17 protein-coding genes are annotated in these 18,147 nt (G+C 68.2%); 8 read left to right on the forward strand and 9 right to left on the reverse strand.

What is annotated here, in order from left to right; genetic code table 11:
* Positions 1–25: 25 nt before the first annotated feature.
* Genes OG225_RS43860 through OG225_RS43885 form a run of 6 tightly spaced genes read right to left on the reverse strand, consistent with a single transcriptional unit; the run spans position 26 to position 6,479 of the window.
* Entirely contained in the window at positions 26–2,956 is a 2,931-nt protein-coding gene (locus tag OG225_RS43860) for a toprim domain-containing protein (protein WP_331764133.1), read from the reverse strand.
* Positions 2,953–3,708 carry a DUF4913 domain-containing protein gene (locus OG225_RS43865; protein ID WP_331764135.1) on the reverse strand — a complete coding sequence of 252 codons (756 nt, stop codon included), beginning with the start codon at positions 3,706–3,708 and terminating at the stop codon, positions 2,953–2,955. The genes OG225_RS43860 and OG225_RS43865 overlap by 4 nt, the downstream gene beginning before the upstream one ends.
* Positions 3,705–5,588: a TraM recognition domain-containing protein gene (locus OG225_RS43870; RefSeq protein ID WP_331764137.1), complete on the reverse strand. Its 1,884-nt coding sequence runs from the start codon at positions 5,586–5,588 to the stop codon at positions 3,705–3,707. Before OG225_RS43870 ends, OG225_RS43865 begins: the two co-directional genes overlap by 4 nt.
* On the reverse strand, positions 5,588–5,914 hold the full coding sequence (locus tag OG225_RS43875; RefSeq protein WP_331764139.1) for a WhiB family transcriptional regulator: 327 nt from the start codon (positions 5,912–5,914) through the stop codon (positions 5,588–5,590). Before OG225_RS43875 ends, OG225_RS43870 begins: the two co-directional genes overlap by 1 nt.
* Positions 5,914–6,171, reverse strand: a complete 258-nt coding sequence (locus OG225_RS43880) for a hypothetical protein (RefSeq protein WP_331764141.1) — start codon at positions 6,169–6,171, stop codon at positions 5,914–5,916. Before OG225_RS43880 ends, OG225_RS43875 begins: the two co-directional genes overlap by 1 nt.
* Positions 6,171–6,479 carry a hypothetical protein gene (locus OG225_RS43885; protein WP_331764064.1) on the reverse strand — a complete coding sequence of 103 codons (309 nt, stop codon included), beginning with the start codon at positions 6,477–6,479 and terminating at the stop codon, positions 6,171–6,173. The genes OG225_RS43880 and OG225_RS43885 overlap by 1 nt, the downstream gene beginning before the upstream one ends.
* A gap of 193 nt (positions 6,480–6,672) precedes the next feature.
* Between OG225_RS43885 and OG225_RS43890 the strand changes: the two genes are divergently transcribed.
* The 4 genes from OG225_RS43890 to OG225_RS43905 all read left to right on the forward strand — a co-directional run bounded on the left by OG225_RS43890 (position 6,673) and on the right by OG225_RS43905 (position 9,997).
* Positions 6,673–7,410 (forward strand): GntR family transcriptional regulator, encoded by a 738-nt coding sequence (locus tag OG225_RS43890; RefSeq protein WP_331764066.1) that lies wholly within the window; start codon positions 6,673–6,675, stop codon positions 7,408–7,410.
* The gene (locus OG225_RS43895; RefSeq protein WP_331764068.1) at positions 7,410–8,237 is read left to right on the forward strand and encodes a class I SAM-dependent methyltransferase; all 828 of its coding nucleotides are present in this window, start codon (positions 7,410–7,412) and stop codon (positions 8,235–8,237) included. Before OG225_RS43890 ends, OG225_RS43895 begins: the two co-directional genes overlap by 1 nt.
* Positions 8,238–8,327: 90 nt before the next feature.
* Entirely contained in the window at positions 8,328–8,510 is a 183-nt protein-coding gene (locus OG225_RS43900; RefSeq protein ID WP_331764070.1) for a hypothetical protein, read from the forward strand.
* Between the two features lie 461 nt (positions 8,511–8,971).
* On the forward strand, positions 8,972–9,997 hold the full coding sequence (locus OG225_RS43905) for a hypothetical protein (RefSeq protein WP_405183717.1): 1,026 nt from the start codon (positions 8,972–8,974) through the stop codon (positions 9,995–9,997).
* Positions 9,998–10,121: 124 nt separating this feature from the next.
* Here OG225_RS43905 and OG225_RS43910 read toward each other — a convergent pair whose 3' ends face one another.
* Positions 10,122–10,436, reverse strand: a complete 315-nt coding sequence (locus OG225_RS43910) for a hypothetical protein (RefSeq protein ID WP_331764074.1) — start codon at positions 10,434–10,436, stop codon at positions 10,122–10,124.
* Positions 10,433–11,269 (reverse strand): ParA family protein, encoded by an 837-nt coding sequence (locus tag OG225_RS43915; RefSeq protein ID WP_405183718.1) that lies wholly within the window; start codon positions 11,267–11,269, stop codon positions 10,433–10,435. The genes OG225_RS43910 and OG225_RS43915 overlap by 4 nt, the downstream gene beginning before the upstream one ends.
* 141 nt (positions 11,270–11,410) lie before the next feature.
* On the opposite strand from OG225_RS43915, the gene OG225_RS43920 reads away from it, so the two are divergent.
* On the forward strand, positions 11,411–12,616 hold the full coding sequence (locus OG225_RS43920) for a hypothetical protein (protein ID WP_331764078.1): 1,206 nt from the start codon (positions 11,411–11,413) through the stop codon (positions 12,614–12,616).
* The gene (locus tag OG225_RS43925; protein ID WP_331764079.1) at positions 12,616–14,346 is read left to right on the forward strand and encodes a hypothetical protein; all 1,731 of its coding nucleotides are present in this window, start codon (positions 12,616–12,618) and stop codon (positions 14,344–14,346) included. The genes OG225_RS43920 and OG225_RS43925 overlap by 1 nt, the downstream gene beginning before the upstream one ends.
* Before the next feature lie 144 nt (positions 14,347–14,490).
* Here OG225_RS43925 and OG225_RS43930 read toward each other — a convergent pair whose 3' ends face one another.
* A complete protein-coding gene (locus OG225_RS43930) occupies positions 14,491–15,240 on the reverse strand; it encodes a Pycsar system effector family protein (RefSeq protein ID WP_331764081.1) in 750 nt (249 codons plus the stop codon).
* 269 nt (positions 15,241–15,509) lie between these two features.
* On the opposite strand from OG225_RS43930, the gene OG225_RS43935 reads away from it, so the two are divergent.
* Positions 15,510–16,001, forward strand: coding sequence for a plasmid mobilization protein (locus OG225_RS43935; RefSeq protein WP_405183719.1), 492 nt, complete (start codon positions 15,510–15,512; stop codon positions 15,999–16,001).
* Positions 16,002–16,008: 7 nt separating this feature from the next.
* A complete protein-coding gene (locus tag OG225_RS43940; RefSeq protein ID WP_331764085.1) occupies positions 16,009–18,072 on the forward strand; it encodes a relaxase/mobilization nuclease domain-containing protein in 2,064 nt (687 codons plus the stop codon).
* Positions 18,073–18,147 lie beyond the last annotated feature (75 nt).

Consider the following 18,147-nt stretch of genomic DNA (forward strand, 5'->3'; position numbering starts at 1 on the left):
CCCTTCGTGGTGACTACTTCGGTGATCAGCGACCGAGGCCCTTTTCGGGGCCTTTGCCGCGATGCTGGGTGCGGCGCACGCCCGCACCGGGTTTGGTGCTGCGGCCCTTGGCTTTGCCCGCGCTCGGCGCGGCCGAGGCGGGTTTGGCGTGGGCGGCGTCGGCGGCCATGCGCTGGGCGAGGGAGTCCTCGTCGAGTCCGGCCGTCGCGCGCAGGTTCTCCTCCAGGCCCGCGCGCCGCTGCGGGCTGTCGTAGGCGGGGGGTTCCTGGTTGGCCGGGTCGCGGGTGATCACGACCGCTTCGCGCCGCTCACCCCACTGATTCGCGATCCGGGTGGCCTGCTTGCCGACGATCGCGGCTTCCCGTGCGGCCGCGTCGATGTGGTGACGGACCTTGTTACGGACCGGTTCGGACACACCGGCGGCGGTGAGTTTGGCGTCGAGCTGGCGGTCCAGGCCGGTGGCCTCGTAGTCGGGCAGCGTGGCTCGACCGGCGGCGAGTTCGGTTTGCACGTCCATGACGCGGGTGACCGCGTCACGGGTGCGCGCGACCGTGCCCGTCGGTGCGGCGTTGGTTTCGAGGATCTGTTCGAGCTGACGGCGATGGGTGAGGGTGGTGTCCTGCGCGATGCGTGCCGCGCGATCGGCGTCGGCGGCCGCCGCGGAGCGTTCGTCGAGGAACAGCAGTTCCGGAGCGACGGTTTTGCCCGCCTCCACATCCCGCATCACCAGTTCGAGCTGGTCTTTTTCCCACTCGTGCAGGCCCTTGCCGGTCTTGATCGCCGCCGTGATGTCGTCGCGCTGCTTCTTGGCTCGGCCTTGCAGAGCGCGGGCATCGGCGTCGTCGAGATCGGCGGCCTTGCCCGCGGCGAGTTCGGCTTGCGGAGCGAGCACGGCATACACGCGCACGGCGGTGGCCAGCTCGTCACGGTCGACGTGACCGGGCCACAACGGCTGAAACTGCTCGCCGGGGTTGGCGCGAATCGCGGCGCCACGCGCGCGGGCGGCGGCCTGGTCCTCCGGCGTCATGACCGAGATCGCCTCGGAGAGCCGTTCACGCAGCGATCCGGTCGGCCCGCCGAGACGGACCGCGTCCTGATACGAGATCAGCAGTTTGTCGGTGCGGGCCTTGGCTTCCTCGCCCGGATCGACGAACTGGCCCATCTTGCGCAGTTCGCGGCTGGCCGAGGCGGCGTCGACCTCGCCGAGCTGCTCGGTCGGCACCATCTGGCCGGGAGTGCCGAGGTAGGCGGCCACGAGCCGCACCCGGGTACGGACCGGTGCCCCGACGCCTTTCTCCTCCAACTTGCGGCTCAGCGAATCCAGTTGCTTGGCAGTGGGGTTCGCGCGCCATGCCTCGATCTCGGCCAGCAGTTCGGCCTTGCTCGACTCGTCCAGGGTCTCGGCGGCGACGAGTTCGAGCATCCGGTCTTGGGCCTTCTTGAGCCGGAACCCTCCCGCGCGTTCCTGCTCGGCGGCCACCAACGCGGTCGCCAGATGCGGCGGCACCACGACCTCGATATCGGCGGCACCCAGATCGGTGAGGTCGATCTCGACGCCGAATCGGTGGTGCACGTGGCTGGCCAGCGTGCGGGCTGCCTGGGCGGCCACCGTGCTCTCGGGTGCCCATGCGATCGCGTCGGCGACGGCTTCGACGATCTCGGTGCGGGAGGCGTTGTCGAGGCCGGCCTCGGCGAGCTTGCCGAGACGGGCCTCGACCGCGGCTTGTTCGGCGGCGAAGCGCGCCAGCGTCTCGCGGGTCTCCTGGGCCTTGTCCTCGGCGAGCTGTTCCTTGTGGCGGATGCGTTTGGCGGCGGTCTTCTGCGCGGCCGTCGTGTAGTAGGTCATCAGCAGCCGCACGAAGGTCGTCCACTGCGCGGCCAGGTGATCGACCTCGTCGGAATGCGTCGGCGCCGGACCGTCGTGCAGGGAAGGGGCGAGCATGTATTCGGGCACGGAGGTTCCTCCAGGGGTTGGTGCGGGATCAGCAGAGGCCGCCGGGGTTGTGGCGGCGGTGGTGTAGGGGTCCAGGTGCGCAATCGGCACCAGTTCGGCGATCTCGTGACCGCATTCGAGGTGCTCGCTCAAGTCCTTGCCGGTGGCGGCTTGCAGAACGCGTACGCGTCCGACCAGGCCGTCGAGGCTGGCCGTGATGCGTTCGGCGCGGCGGTATCCGGCGGGGTCGCGGTCGGCGACGATGACGACTGTGGCGGCTCCGCGCAGCCACTGCGCGTGTTCGGCGGTCCAGGACGTCGCGCCACCGGCGTTGGTGGTCGCGACCAGCCCGGCGCGTTCGGCGTTGAGCGCGTCTTTCTCGCCTTCGACGATGTAGACCACGCGGCCCTCGGCGACGGCGTCGAGCACCTTGGGGAGTTGGAACGGGATGTTCTCGAATCCGCCGGGCTCCCAACCGGATTCGGTCGACCAGCGGCGTTGCCGGAATTCCTTGTCACGACCACGCGTGAAATCGGCTTCTCTGCGGATGACCTCACCGGCGACGGTGCCGTCGGCGCGGGCGTACGGGTAGGAATCGACCTGCTTCCACGGCGAGACCTGCTCGCCGAGATCGGGTTTGCGGGGTTGGGTCAGCGGCATGCCCGCGGCGTCGAGGGCGCGGTCGGCCGGTGACACCTGGCGCGGGCGGGACCGGTTCGCGTGACGGTCCCGCCCGGGGGTGCGCTCGACATCGCGGTCGAACATGTCGCGGACCTTGAGTCCGAGGGTGTCGAGGACGACTTCGTTGTCGCACCCGGCGAAGCACCGCACGACGGTGCGCTGCTGGCTGGTGTCGTACTTCACGCCCAGCGACGGCCGGTGGCCACGCCCGTCGCCCTCGTGAGCGGGGCAGCAGTACTTGGTCCAGGCCCCGGACGGGCGCCCGGGACCGACAGTGCGGTCCAGGGCGGTGGTGATCACCTCCCACGACCCCTCGTCGTGGGTACGGGCCGGGGCGCTCATTGCCCGAACGCCTTGACCACACGGGATCTACCGACCGACGGGCGGGGGATCACCAGCGTCGAGGAGGACAGCGGCGCGGGCTCGGCGGGGGTGTAGCCGTCGGCGAAGAACCCTTCCGGGGCCTCGACCAGCGCCAGGCGCGGCACCGGTGTTTGGTAGTGGTGACCGTGGCCGACCGAGCAGGCCGAGAAGACGCCATCGGGGTCGAGCAGGCGGTCCATCATCGGGTCGCAGTGGGTGATCCACCACGTCGCCATCTCGTCGCCCTCGCCCTGGCGGGCCTTCTCCCACGCCCGCCACAGGTCCTCCAGGCGGCCATATGCCTCGCCGTGGTCCCACCAGCGCGGGCACCAGCGACGCTGGCCCTCGGTGCTGGGACCGACCTCGCGCCGGTACAGGTTCGCGATCTGCTTGTCGACGAACTCACCGACATCGCGGTAGAACAGCTCCGGTTCTTCCTCGGCCTTCTCCTCTTCCTCGGCCTCGGGCTCGGCTTCGACCTCGATTTCGGGGGGAGGATTCAGTGCGCGTTCGGCCTCCAGGATCGCGGTCTCCCGCATTCCGGCGATGACCTCGGGAGTCAGCATCGCCGCGATCACACCGGCGGCGATGGTCTTGGCCTCGGTGCTGACCTGACCGACCACGGCCTTGCGCACCGCTGTGTTGAGCAGCGACCCGAGGTCCATCTCCGGAATCACCGGCGCGGCAACGGCTTCGGTGGCTTCGCTGGTCTCGGTGGTGGTGTCGCTCATGCGCTCTGGCCTTCCTCGTCGACGGACGGGACGGCGTGCAGGTGCGCCCGCCCGATCGGGTTTCCGGCGGTGATCTGGGCCTGTTCGGCCTCGGTGATCGCTGCGGAGACTTCGGCGGCGTAGGGGCGCACCATCCAGGGCACGGCCTGGCACAAGGTGGCGCGATGCCCGGAGGTGAACACGACCATCCGGCCCTTGGGCAGGCTGGCGAGATCCGAGGCGTGCAGGGTGATTTCGGTGGTGCGAGAGGTGGAGACCGACATCGATCCGGGGCCGGTCTGGTTGTGGGACTTGCTGGTCGAGGTGGCCAGTTCGTAGTGGTGCCCGATCAGTTCGCTACGAGCCCGCAGGAATGCCTCGTCGTCGACACCGCCGCCGAGAACCTTGACGTTGGACGCACCCCACAACATGGTCATTCCGTCGTGGCCCCAGCAGTTCACGCCTTGTGCCCAGGACTGCAGGATCGTCATGACGACGATTCCGCGAGATCCGAAGTGGCTGTACTGCTCGGGCAGGTCGGCCCACTTGACGATGTTGGCGGCCTCGTCGAGCACCAGCAGCAGTGGCACCGGCAGCCGCCCGCGCCGATGCCCGGTCGCCACGTCTGCGGCGGCGTCGTTGACCGCCGCGCACATCGCGGTCACCAACGGTGCCGCCGAACCCTTTTCCTTCTTGCTCAGGGGGTAGAGGGTGTCGCGGCCGCGCCGCACGAATTCCTCGACCTTGAACGAGGTCCGCGCCGCTTCGCCCTTGACCGGCGGGCACACCCACGGGTGGATGTTGAGGTATTTCAGGCAGTTCGCCATCTTCTTCGCGGTGCCGAACACGCCCGCGCGCTGCTTGTCCGGCGCGACGTACTGCGCCGTCAACGACGACGCGGCCTCGCCGTAGCCGTGCGCGCGCAGGATCTGGACCGGGGTCTTGTCGTGGGCGGTGGTCACCCACATGAACGCCTGGGTGATCGGTTTCTTGTCCAACGCGGCGGCCAGGAACAGTCCAGCGAGCAGGTCTTCGCCCTCCGGATCGAAGAACGCGTCCTTCTGGCTGGCCTCACCGGCCACCGAGAAGTGCCCGGCCAGACTCGCCGCACGCTTCTGCGCGCCCGCGCCGCCGTCCTCACCGAGCACCCACTCCAGCGGGTTCCAGTACCAGGTGCACGGTTCGGCCGCGACGCCCTGGGGGTCGAAGACGAACACCTCACCGGTGCGGCTACGCGGGCCACGGGTCGCGTCGACCACGTCGCGTTTGTTGCTGGTGGCCACGACCGCGCCGGGGGCCTCCATCACCGCGGGAATCACGCGGCTGGTGGATTTGCCCGCACGCGGACCCCAGATATCGACGTGGAGGTCTTCGTAGGAGCCGTAGAGTTCCTGGCCGTCGATGACCGTGCGCCCGATCAGAACGCCGGGAGCGTCGCCGTCCTTGAGCTGGACCGCCAAGTCCTGGGCCTTGGCCAGGACCGCGTCACGGCGCAGATCGGCCAACTCACTGCCCATGGCCATCCACTTGGCCTGCTTGTCGACCTTCTCGCGCTTGATCCGAGCCCTGCGCGTGCCCGAACTCTTGCGCAGCTGCACGCATTTGCGGCACGTCGCCTTCCACGCCCACACCGACCCGGCCACCGCCGCACCCATGCCGACCGCGAGAGTGACCGCGCCACCGGTCGCCGCGCCGGTCCAGTCCAGATCACCGGTCGCGAGATTGATGCTCATGATCAGCGGGTTCCAGGACACGTGCTGCTGGGTGTCGGCGTAGAGCGACTCACCGACCCGGATCGACAGCCCCGCCAGCTCACCGAGCCCGATCGCCGCACCAACCCCGATGAACTCGCCCCAACCCGAAAGACTGCTCTGGCCAGGCTGTTTCACACTGCGATCCATCACGCAGCCCCTTCCATACGAGCGCCACGAGCCGCCTCGGCGACCTCGGCGAGTTCGGCAGCGGCGTTCTCGCGCCGCTTCTGACGCGGGGTCTTGCCGTAGAGCTGCGGCATCTGCACCCCAGCCACGAACGACTCGGCCAACCGGCCCGCGAGCACTTCCGAGATCGCCCAGTCCGCGCACTCGGCCAGACGCGGGCAACCGCCGCAGAAGCGGCGCACCATCCGCTTCTGCTCGGCGTCGGACGGGAAGAAGAAGTCCTGATCGACCCCACGGCAGGCCCTGTCCGAGAACGTCACCGGATCCGGCAGGTTCTGATTCGCCATCACCGCTCACCGCCCGGCACAGCCGGAGCGGTGGTGCGCAGTCCGCAGAACGGGGCGCAGTCGCCGATCACGCGAGTCGGCGACGGGGCGCTCGGATCGTGCGACGGGAACGCCAGCGTCACCACGACCAGCACCGCCAGGGCGAAGAGAACGACCCCCGCAAGCAGCAGCGCCATCGACGACACGACACCGATACCGCCACCACCGGAGTCCGGCACGATCGGCACAACAACCTCGACAATGCGTTCGCGGGCCATCACACGACCTCCACCGACAGCGCGGCGAAACCGACAGCCTCAGCCACGGTCAGGCCGAGCGAGCCCGCCCAACGCTCGACCTCCGGGCGGTCCGGAGCGATCGCGATCCGCATACCGGCCAAGGCCTGCGCCCGGGTCAACTGCCGACCGGGCAGGTAATCCAGCACCCACCGGTCCTGACCGACGTAGTCGGCGTGGTGATCGGTCTCCTCGCTCACCAGATGGCCGGCGGCCTCGATCACCGCCGGAATCGTCGGCGTCGCCGCCCGTCGCCATGTCTCTCGCGTCCAAACGTTCGGGATGTTCATCCCGCCCTCCTCGTTTCGTGTGCGCTCTGTGTGCGCGATGCGCACACGATCGAGTATGAACGTGATAGCGACCACGCACAAGAGCGCACACGGACTAAATTCGGGCTGTTGTGCGCTGTCTTGATGCGTACCGCGCACACGCGCACACGACTGCTAGCCTTGGATCGATGAATTCCGAGAGAAGGACCCCCCGATGACCCCACACCTGCAACGACCCGAGCCGATCTATCTCCAGCTCGTTTCCCACTACCGCGACGCGATTACCAGCGGCGATCTGCGCGAGGGCGCTCGACTGCCTACCGTGCGCGAGATCGCCGACCAATGGGAAGTCGCCTACACAACCGCCGCAAAGGCAGTGCGGCAACTGGCCTCCGACGGTCTGGTGTCCACCAGCAAGCAGGGCACGATCGTCTGTTTCCTGGAGGGATCGACCTACTCCCCGGCGGACCGTCTGCGGTCCGTGCACCGTGGTCGGGTGATCTATCCGCATGGAGCTTCACGGATCATCTCCGCCGAGCTCATCGCGGCGCCGCAGCACGTCGCCGATGCGATGGCGATCGAGACTGGTGACCAGGTTGTTCGCCGCGAACGAGTGACCGCGCACGGCGATGTGCCTGTCACCTGGTCAGTGACGTGGATGCCTGCCGGGCTCGTGGAACAGGTGCCGGAGCTGCTGGAGATGGCCCCGATCCCCGGTGGAAAGGGCACGATTGGTCTGGTGCAGGACCGAACCGGGCGCTTCCCGCAGATCGGCATCGACAGCTATCGCCAGTGCGCGTCTCGGGCGTCAGCGCTCATCGCTGAACGGCTCGGCATCGCCGAGGGCGATCCGATCCTGCGCGGCGAGAACACCTGGCCCGAACAAGACGGTGTAGTCCTGGAATTCGGCGAATTCGCCATTCCAGAGGGCCAGTGGGTGACTGTCTCCTGATGCCCACAGAGCCCGAAGAGGAGGACTCCACCGCGGCCGCGCTCGACGCAAACCGCGTGCTCTGGGACGAGTGGGCCGCGATCCACGCCCAGAGCGACTGGTACAACCTCGACGCGGTCCGGGCCGGGGCCGACAAACTGCGCGCATACGAGAAGGCGGAGGTCGGTGATGTCACCGACCTCCGCCTTCTGCATCTCCAATGCCAGATCGGCGCGGACTCCGTGTCATGGGCTCGACATGGCGCGCACGTGACGGGCGTGGACTTCTCCCCCGTCGCAATTCAGATCGCTACCGAGCTGGCCGAATCTCTCGGCGTGAGCGCCGAATTCGTGTGCTCCGACGTCCTCGCACTACCCGAACATCTCACGGGGACCTGGGACATCGTCTACGCCTCGCGCGGCATCCTCGGATGGATCTCCGATCTCGGCCGCTGGGCACGGGTCGCGAGCCACTTCCTACGGCCCGGCGGGACGCTCTACCTCACCGACATGCACCCGATGGCCCGGGCCGTCGACGACACTACCGATACCCTCCAACTGGGCCGCCCGTACTGGGCTCGCACCGACCCGGCGCGACTCGAAGTCCGTGGTTCCTACGCTGATCCCAGCGCCCACGTCGACTCGACGAGCAAGTTCCTATGGACCCACAGCACCGGCGACCTCATCACCGCTGTTGCACAAGCGGGGTTCCGAATTGAGTTCTTCCACGAATTCCCTTGGCTGGACCGATCTTTGCCGTCCCTCACCAAGGTCTCTCCTCGAGAGTTCGTGCCGCCTAACGGGATCGAACTTCCGCTGTACTTCTCACTTCGCGCACACAAGGTGTAGGTGTGATCCGGAGATATGCACAAATTGTGGACATGCTCTCCCGGCGTGTCTGCGCGGATCCCGAGCGATCCACGCGTTATATAGCCGGGTATGAGCGCCGTACGCGGAAAACCCCAGTTGGTCGAGATCGACGAGACGCTGCTGGCCGAGGTCAAGGCCGAGGCGCAACGTCTCGGCATGACGTACCGGGCGTACTTCGAAAGCGCCCTGACCCGCGAGGTACAGGTGTCGAAGAACGTCGCGACACCTGAGCAGCTCAGATTGGCGGGCTAACCCACACAGCCGGTGTGCCTTCGCCAGTCACCGTGTGTGTCATGGCGATAGCGTCCAGTTCGACATCAACGAAGGAGTACGCGACGGGGATCTGATCGGTAGGTAGGGCTCGAAGAGGCCCTGCTCAGAAAACTCCATAAACGCGAGAAAACCCCCGCGACGGACCAGGTCGGGGGGCTCTATTCTCGCCCCTTTGAAAGGGACTGGCGCTGAACCGCAGGTCTCAGGGTAGCTCACGCCCATATGGCGGCGCGCGCGAACACACCCGATCTCACACATATCGTGTGTATAACACCTCTCACCAGGGGAAACACAGTGCTGCCCGGTCACCCCGCAGTCGGGGTGTCGGTGCCTTGGCTCCACTGTTTCCGTTGCCTCCGCTGCGGCTGGAGCTGCCGGAAACCGCCTACTCGGCTGCCCCGGCGTGTTGGTGGTCGCGTGAACGGTGGATCGCGCACCACTTGGCGTTCTATGACCAGTACTACGTGCTACTGCGCCGCAACGGCGTGGTCGAGTCGGTGTCGCGGCGGACCTTCGAGCACTACCTCATCGTCGAATCCAGTGGTGCCGACTACAGCACTGGACGCAACGCCCGGCTGACCATCGGCGCGCTCCAACGGGCCACTCTGCGTAGCGAATCCACCATGCACCGGTGCCGTCGACTCCTGGCTGCGTTCGGCGGCCGCACGGTCGTGTTCCGCGGCCGCCACAGGACCCGCGTCGAGCGGCTGGACTCCTGGCGCCGTGACGACCCGTGCCGCGGCTGGTCGGCAGTCGCCGCACTGCACGAATCGACCACCCTGCCTGTGGATAACTTCCGCGTCGAATCCATCCTCCACCAGGGCTTTGGCACCCCACCGGGGCAAAGCCCCGGTTTGGTTTCTCTCTCACGCCCCAGATCGGTTACTGACCACCAGGACGTGACGAAGGGACGCGCTTCGCGCGGCATCGACAAGGAGGGGGTTCGCCGGAAACCTCGTGCGTACGACCCACGAGCGGTGGTACTGGCCGCCAGAGTGCGCGCTGACGAACGAAACCCGGTCTGGTTGCGTCTACTCGGCCCGCAAGGGCTATCGGCCGTCCTGACCAGCCGAGCTATCGCGGGCTGGCAAGCCGACGACGTGCACGCCGCGCTCGACGAGGTCTACCTGTCCGGGCGGCGGATCTTCGATCGGCCGCGAGATCCGTACGCCTACCTGGCCTATCTGCTGTCCGGAACGCCGGTCGACGAGCCTCCGATGCTGCTGGACCGGGCGCGGGAGGCCGCCGTCGAGCTGGAGCGGCTGGAACGTCAGCGGGTCGAGAACGCCGCCCGGCGGGCCGAAGCGATGGCGCAGATACCCGCCGCGCCGGACTCGGCGGCGATAGCCCAGGCCCGCGAGATCGCGGCCGCCGCCACCCGGCGCGGAATCAGCACTAAAGCCGCAGCCCGCGTGGCTGCGGCGGCCGAGCTGCGCGACCTCGCGCAGCGTGCACGCCAGGAATGACCTCACCAGGTGATTGGTCGAGTGAGGACGCGCACCCACCGGTCGGAGTGAGGGGTGCGTTCGAAGCGCTGTTCGCACCGAACGCGCTGCTAGCTAGTTGTGCTAGCACGCCTATCAGTGCTGGTCAGCAGCCGTTTCGGTCCAGGAACTCGCGCAGGGCCTGGTCGGTGATCGAGGCGATGGAGATACTGCGGTCACCGGATTCGTAGCGCAGTTTGTCGACCGCGCGGCCGAGTCGATCTTTCGTCGACGGCCGGATCCGGACGTTGTGCTGCTCGATGAGCCGTTCCTCGGCAGGCCCGCGCGGCGTCGGTGTGGACGGCGCGACCGGAGCAGCCGGTGACGGCGCGGGCGCGGCCTGGGTGGGGCGGGGCTTGTCGGGCAGGGCGTCGGCGGGGTGCCGACGCCCGATCGCTGGTTGGCGGTCGACGCCGCTCATGCGGTGGCTCCGTTCAGTAGTCCCAGCTCACGGGCGAGATCGGTGTAGGCGACCTGGAGAGACAGTGCCTTTCCACCGCGGAACTGATGCATCGGCAGACGCGCGGAGTGTGCGTCCTGGCGGGCGGCGTATGCGGGCACGACGGTGCGGCACACCTTGCCGTCGCTGCCGTATGTGCCGTACGCGGTGCGCAGCTCGCCCTCGCGGAACTCGTGCTCGCCGATCCCGCGGTGCATCGACACCACGATCCCGCTGAAGTCGAGGCGCGGATTCGGCCGGCGCTGCACCCGCGCGATCGTCTGCTCGATCTTGCCGACAGCCTTGACCGAATCGACCGTGGGCTCGGTGACCACGACGACCTCATCGGATGCCAGCAGCGACGAGAACAGCAGCTTGCCCAAGCTCGGCGGGGTGTCGAACAGCACGACGCGGTAGCCGCTCAGGTCGACACCTTCGAGGGCGGCGTCCAGGCGCCACACCATGTCGGCGTTGCCGGAGTCATCGAGGTCGGCCAGGTCGTCGGTCGCGGGGGCGATATCGACTCTGTCCCAGGCCGAGGCCACGACCACATCGGCGAGAGCGCCGGGGCGTGCCTTGGAGTCGAATACGTCGGCGATCGTGGGCTGGTCGTCGGCGACCTCGATCCCGACACCGTTGGTCGAGTTCCCTTGCGGGTCCAGGTCGACGATCAACACGTTGCCCGCCTCGCCATCGGCGGCGCGGGTAATCGCGCTGGCCAGGCCCAGGACGGTCGCGGTCTTGCCCACGCCGCCCTTCTGGTTGGCCAGCACCACCAGCCGGGGCCGCTGCCTATCGGTGCTCTGTCCGCTCACACAGCGACCGTAGCACCCATAGCAAGTATCTCTAACTAGCCTAGCTATCGTAGCTAGCATTCATTATTACGTTTACGTTCTAACGTAAAAACGAATATGAATTACGTTGAACAATCAACGATAATGCGGTAGACTCGTGGTATGAGCGAACAATCCGATCCAGAGATCCCGGCCGGTCGCGGCGCGGTATCCGCCGATGACGCGCGGGTTTGCGCGTTCCCGGTCGGCTACGACGTGGAAACCGGCGATTTCACCAAGGCGGGGCACCCGTTGCCGCCGGTCGAGGGGCGCGGTCGTCGCGCGGAGTACTGCGGGCAGGACCACGTCGATCCGGACGGCATCGTGCGCGTGCACGACCGGGCCACGGCGTTCCAGCGTCGCCAGGAGTTGAAGGCCGAGGCCGGGGCGGCCGGTGCGCGGCGCGAGAAGCCCGCCGGGCGGCCGGTGACATCGGCGCGCTCGTCGCTGGCAGAGCTGCTGGCCCAGTTCGAGATGGTCGCGACGAACAGTCGCACGGAGATGTCGCGGATCATGGAGGCCGCGCAGCGGATCGTGGCGACCGCGGGGGATCCGGACGCGGCGGCCGCCGAGGTCGGCGCCGCACGCCGGGCCGCCGATGCCGAGATCGCGGCCGCGAACGCGCGCGTCGACGAGGCCGAGACCGACGCGGCGACCGCCCGGCGTGAGCTGGCCCGCGCCCTGGAGGACAAAGCCCTCGCCGAGGGCGCGGCCGAGGACGCCCTGGCCGACCGGGATGCCCGAGCAGCCGAAACCGAGGCCGCGCGTGCGGAATTGGAACAGGTACGCGGCGAGTCGGCGCAGCGGATCGCCGCTGTGGAGGCACAATCGCGAGAGGAGATCGCCGCCGCGCGCCGGGACGCGCAGTATCGCGCCGAGGAGGCCGAGCGTGCGGCCGCCGCGTTGATCACCGAGGCCAACGACGATCGCGACACCGCGCTCACCGCTCAACGTCGCGCCGAATCCGCCCAGGCCGCCGCCGAGCAGGCCGCCACCGATGCCCGCGCGGAAGCCGATCGCCTCCGCGCCGAGCTGGCAGAGACCCGTGACCAGGCCCGTTCCGAGCGTGAGCAGCTGCGCGGGCAGGTCGACACCATCCGTGCCGAGGCCGCGACCCGCGCTACCGCCGACCGTGACGAGATCCGCGCCCTGCGCGCCGAACTCGGCCAGGCCCGCACCGAGGCCCGCGCCGACCGCGAAGCGCTGCGCGCCGATCACACGGCCGAGATCGTCCGCATCCAGGCCGCCCACGAGACCCAGATCGCCACCTTGCAGGCCGCGCTCGACACGGCCCGCCGCACCAATACCCCTGATGAGGAAGGCAACTGATGTTCCGCACGAAGAAGACCGAGCCTGTTCCTGCTCGCCCGCCCGGCGGCGATGTCGCGGCCCTGGCCGAACAGCTCAGTACCGCGCGGGGTCGGCTGGAACTGCTCGGTGGCGACTCTGCCAACGTGTTGACCGAGGTTCCGTCCGAGTCCGAGTTGGCCGAGCAGCGTGGGTTGGCCGAGTGGAAGCGTGGTCAGCTCCGCAGGGCTGATCGTGCGGAGTTGTCCGCGCAACTCGATGCGGCCGAGGCGATCCGGGAGGCCGAGGCCCAGATCCGGGAAGCCGATATCCGCGACGCGATCGATGCACGGAAGGCGTTGGCCGCGCAGCGTCGCGCCGATACCCCGGCCTCGACGATCGCCGAGCTGCACCGCTACAGCCGGTGGACCCGCTACGGGTGCGCGGCGATCATCGCCGCGGGCATGCTCTGGTCGGCGGTCAACGTCCAACACAACATGGCGCCCGGCGGCACCAGCGACCCGATGTTCTGGGTGTCGTTCCTCGTCGAGGGCATGATCTCCGGATTGCTCGTCATCATCGCCGTGGGCACCGCGAAAAACCGCGAGGCCGCCGGTGTGGAGCCGTCCCCAGGGTTGCAGTGGGCCGAGGTCGGCCTGTTCGCGCTGACCCTGGCGCTCAACACCTACCCCTACCTCGCGGCGACGCACTGGTACCAGGCGAGCCTGCACGGCATCGCCCCGTGCCTGATCGGTGGCGCGCTGCTGGTGCTGCATTACCTCGGCAAGGACTACACCAAGGCCCGGGCGGTGGTGGCACAGCGGATCACCTCCGACGTCGCCATGCACCTGCCGGATCTGCGCACACTGCACACCCCGCAGCCCAGCATCATCGGCACCGCCGTAGCGCCGTCGACGGCGCCTGCGGTTGCACAGGAGCAGCCGGTCGAGTCGGCCCGCACTACGGACCCGATCGACGAATTCGAGGCCGAGTTCGACCCCGCACCAGAGCCCGCACTTCCGCCCGCACCGCACTACGTGGATGAGGAAAGTGCGGCCCCGCACCGCACTTCGCCGGAGGTGCACAGCACTGCGATTCTGGACACAAGTGCGGGAAGTGCGGCCGCACCGCACTTCGAAAGTGCGGGGTCCGAGGGCACCGACACGGTCGTGGTCGAGTCCGCACCGCACCAGCCGAGCGAGGAAAGTGCGGACACAAGTGCGGGGGCTGCCGCACCGGTCGCCGAGGAGGCTCCCGAACCGGCCCGCACCGAAACCAGCACCACGTCTACCTCGAACGATGCCCTCGAAGTGACGGCAAGTGCGGGCGAAGTGCGGGAAGAAGTGCGGGCACCCCGGGCACCCCGTTCACGGACTGCGCACCCGTCCCGCACCAGTGGTGCGGGGTCGTCGGCACCGGCAAGTGCGGGGTCGCGGACACAGGCCGCACTTGCGCTGAGCCCGGTGGAAAGTGCGGGGACAAGTGCGGTGGAAAGTGCGGGCACCGACAGCCAAGTGCGGGCTTCGCTGACCGCACTTGCGAACGAAGTGCGGGGGCGTGGTGCGGGCGGACGGCTGCCTGTCGAGACCGTGGTGCGGGTGCTGGAAGCGCTCGATCGTGGCGCGAGTGTCAATGCCGCACATACCGCGACCGGTGTACACCGGCGCACCGTCGAGCGGATCCGCGATACCGCGGCTGTGCTCCTGGCCGAAGCCGTCAGCAGCGGCACCGGTGGCCGTGTGATCGAACTGCGCAAGACCGACCGGACGTAGCAGCGCACCACCCCGAATACGACGAAGACCCCGCCGGGCGCTATCCGGCGGGGTCCTCGTCTATCTGGTGACGCAGGCCCTGGAAGCGCGAACTATCCAGGGACTGCGTCAGCAAGAACTCTACTGACACGGCGCGGAGGCGTGTCATAGCCAGACAGTTGTGGTGCCAGTAGGAGTAGGTGCGAGTGCGTAGGTGAGCGCAAGGATGCTGATGCCGAGGAGTACGCACATCAGTGCGCACTGGACAAAGAGATGTTTTCTCGCTGCGATCTTGCTGATCCGAGACAGCTGTACCGCCAGGACCGGTTCCACGTTGCGCGTGAGAAATTCCGCGATCTTCTCCTCGTCACATGCTTGCAAGTTGCCGAAGAAGATGAAGTTCTTTTCTGCTCTTTTCCTGAGCTTCTTCGCTTTGTACTGCGGGATCCGCTTGTGCCGTGAGAGCCACTTGCAATGCGGGATCCAGAGAACTGTTGCCGCGAATATGGCTCGCCAGTCCAGGCCCGGGAACAGGACGATGAGCGCTGATGCGGCAGAAACGAACAGCAAGATACAGCCAGACCTGAAGAGGAGCGCGTATACGCCACTCAGCTCGTGGAATGGGGTGCCTGGGTCTTTCGACAGCGCGATGCCACCGATGAGTAGCACGCCATCGAGGGTGAGGGTGAACGACGCTTTCGCGTCAATCTTGCTCATCCAATCCAGGATGGCGGCATGGATGCGCCATCCCGTATCGATCTGCGTCGCCCTGTCTGCCATCGCTGTGCGAGCCCGGGCAGTTGCCGCATGAGCTTGGAGCGCGGCGATTCGGGCCTGGTGGGTGGCCGTGCGGGTTTGTCGGACCGCGAGGAAATGGATGGGCAGGCCCCACGCTAATTCTTTCGACTTGGTCACAACGGTCTACTCCTCCGTTCCCGTCGAGGTGGCGGCAGGATGCCGTCGCGTCTCGAGTCGCGGGCCAGTGTCGTCCAGGCCCGCGGTTCCGTGCCGTTCCCGCGCCGGAGTCTTTGCTCTGTGTGGTCTCGGTCAGGAAGGCAACCAGGCATCTCCCGATCCGGTAGTCTCAGGGATTGAAGCGGGAGCGAGCTAGTAGATAGGTGCCCTAACGGGCACTCCCACCGTGAAGGTGGGTCGCTGCGCTGGGCATGGAAGGAGGCGGCCAGGTGGCCGGAGAGTCGACGAATCAGCGGGCGCGCACGCGCCGGAAGCGTCAGGCCAACATCGCTGACGGCCGCCGACACCGCCATGTCGTGAAGCTGTCGGATGCCGAAGAGGAAGACCTCACGCGCCGGGCCGAGGAGGCTGGCGTGTCGGTCGCGCGGCTGCTGGTGGAATCCGCGCAGGATTCCGGCCGTGTCGAGGCCGGTCGCGCGCACGCGGCGATGCAGCTGCTCGAACTCGACACCGAACTGCGCCGCATCGGATCGAATCTGAATCAGTTGGTGCGCTACGCCCATCAACAGCGCGAGATCCCCGAGCACTTGGGCGACGCGTTGCACGCGGTGACGCGGGCCTGCCTGAGCGTGGACGCGACAGCGCGGTGGGTGATGGGTTTGACGCCTGCGGTGACCGCGAAGTCGGTGGATCCGGCTGTCGATCTGCTGGTCGACGAGGAGTGGGCGGCCGCGGTCGATCCGGACGGCGCTGGGGTGTGATGCGCTGATGATGCCGAACATCGTCAAGGGCTCGGATATGGCCGGGTTGCTGCGCTATCTGGCCGGGCCTGGTCGCGCGGAGGAGCACACGAATCCGCGCGTGATCGCGGGTGATGTGGTCTCGATGTCGGTATTCGGTGGCGCGATCGACGTCACCCGCGCCAATGAGCTGGCGAAACTGCTGGATTCGCCGCGTCAGACGGTGTTGCGCGGGCAGCCGGTGATGGCGACGAACTACCGGAAGGCGTACGCGGCGATCGCGGAGGGGACGCCGCGGCGGGAGGCGTTCGACGCCGCGACCCGTGACGAGAACGTTTGGCACTGCGCGTTGTCGCTGGACCCGCGTGAGGGTCAGCTCGACGAGGCGAAGTGGGGTGAGATCTCGCGGCGGTTCATGGCCGAGATGGGTTTCACCGACGCGGTGGATGGTGCGCCGGATGTGCGGTGGGCGACGGTGCATCACGGCCTGACCAAGGCCGGTGGCGATCACGTGCATATCGCGATGTCGGTGGTGCGTCCGGACGGGTCGCTGGCCGATGTGCGTCGGGACTGGCCACGCTCGCAGGCAGCGGCGCGGGTGGTCGAGCAGGAGTTCGGTCTGCGGGTGCTGGCGTCGCGGGAGTTCGGCGGGACCGAGCAGGCGACCCGCCCCGATGAGCGGGCCCGCGCGGAACGGGTCGGCGCTACCGAGACAGACCGTGAAGCGTTGCGGCGGCGGGTCCGTGCGGTCGCGGTGTCGACGGAGTCGGAGGCCGAGTTCGTGCGCGAGCTGCGGTCGGCCGGGGTGATGCTGCGGCCGCGCTACGCCAAGGGCAGCACCGAAGAGGTTGTGGGCTACTCGGTTCGGATGCCCGCACAGCGCAATCAGAAGACCGGGGCCTGGGAAAAGGCGATCTGGTTCGGCGGCGGGCACCTGGCCAAGGACCTGACCCTGTCCGCTATGCGTGGATGGGCTGGGTGGGAGCAGTCCGAGCAGGCCCGCACGGCGGCGTCGGCCGAGTGGGGCCGGTCGAACACGACCCGGTCGGGGCGTTCGGTGCGTCCGGATCTGTTGAGCCAGAAGGACGCGATCGGCCAGCTGGCACGCTGGTCGCAGTACATGCGCACGATCCCGCTCGACGACCGCGACGCCTGGGCGAAAGCCGCGTCACAGACCTCCGGGTTGTTCGCGGCCGCGTCGATGCGCACCGAGACCACACCGGGGCCGCTGGACCGGCTCGCCCGTCAGCTCTCGCGCGCCGCGCAGCTGCCCGCGCATCAGCGTCGCCCGCACCCCGTGCACGGAGTCGGGATGCGCGCGGTCGGGCGGATGCTGTGGGCGACACGCTCTCCCGAGGCGGCCAACCTCGCGCTGGTGACGGCGTTGGCCGACTGCATGGTCACGATCATGGCCGCGATGGACGCGGGCGGTCGCGCTACCCAGGCCGCCGAGATGGCGACCCACGCGCGTGAGGCACTGACCGAGATCCACAAACGCGCCGCCGGGATCGACCCGACGCGCCCGCACGTGCGGGAGCTGGGGTCTCCGGCCTGGGCCGCCGAGCAGCGCACCACCGCTGTGCTGGAGCGCGCCGACCGTGACGTCGTGGAGACCGCGATCGATGAGGCGCACCACGGTTGGACGAACCGGCAGGTGACCGGGGCGTCGCGGCCGGACCATCAACGCGTCGACGACTACGGGCACCCGATCGGGAAGACCCCACGCAAGGGTGCCCGCGCAACCGTCGTGGACCGGGCGAGTGGACCGGGCACGCCGCTGTCCAACGCGAAACGGATCACGATGCGGGCGTTGGAAGAGGCCGCACGCCCGGCCCGGGAAGCAGCCGAACGTCGCCGCCGCGCGATGGAACGTATGCAGCAGAACGATCCTCGACCGGCCAGCCCGGACGGTGGCGACCGCGTGGCCGAGGAACTCTACGACCAGTTCTACGGGACACCGCCCCCGAGCGCGGCACCGACGCAACAGTCGCCGTCGACGAAATCGACGCCGAAACCGTCACGGGCGTCCGAACGGCACCGGCCACCGCCAGGCCGCCGAAACGATCGCGGGCGCGGCGACTTCGAACGCTGAGCGCGCTGTCGGGTTTCACGGTGCTGCCGCACCCTTCCTCAGCGGGGAGAGCTTTGCCATCTCACACGCCGAGTC

The organism is Nocardia sp. NBC_01377 (genome assembly GCF_045040005.1).
GTDB lineage: Bacteria > Actinomycetota > Actinomycetes > Mycobacteriales > Mycobacteriaceae > Nocardia > Nocardia noduli.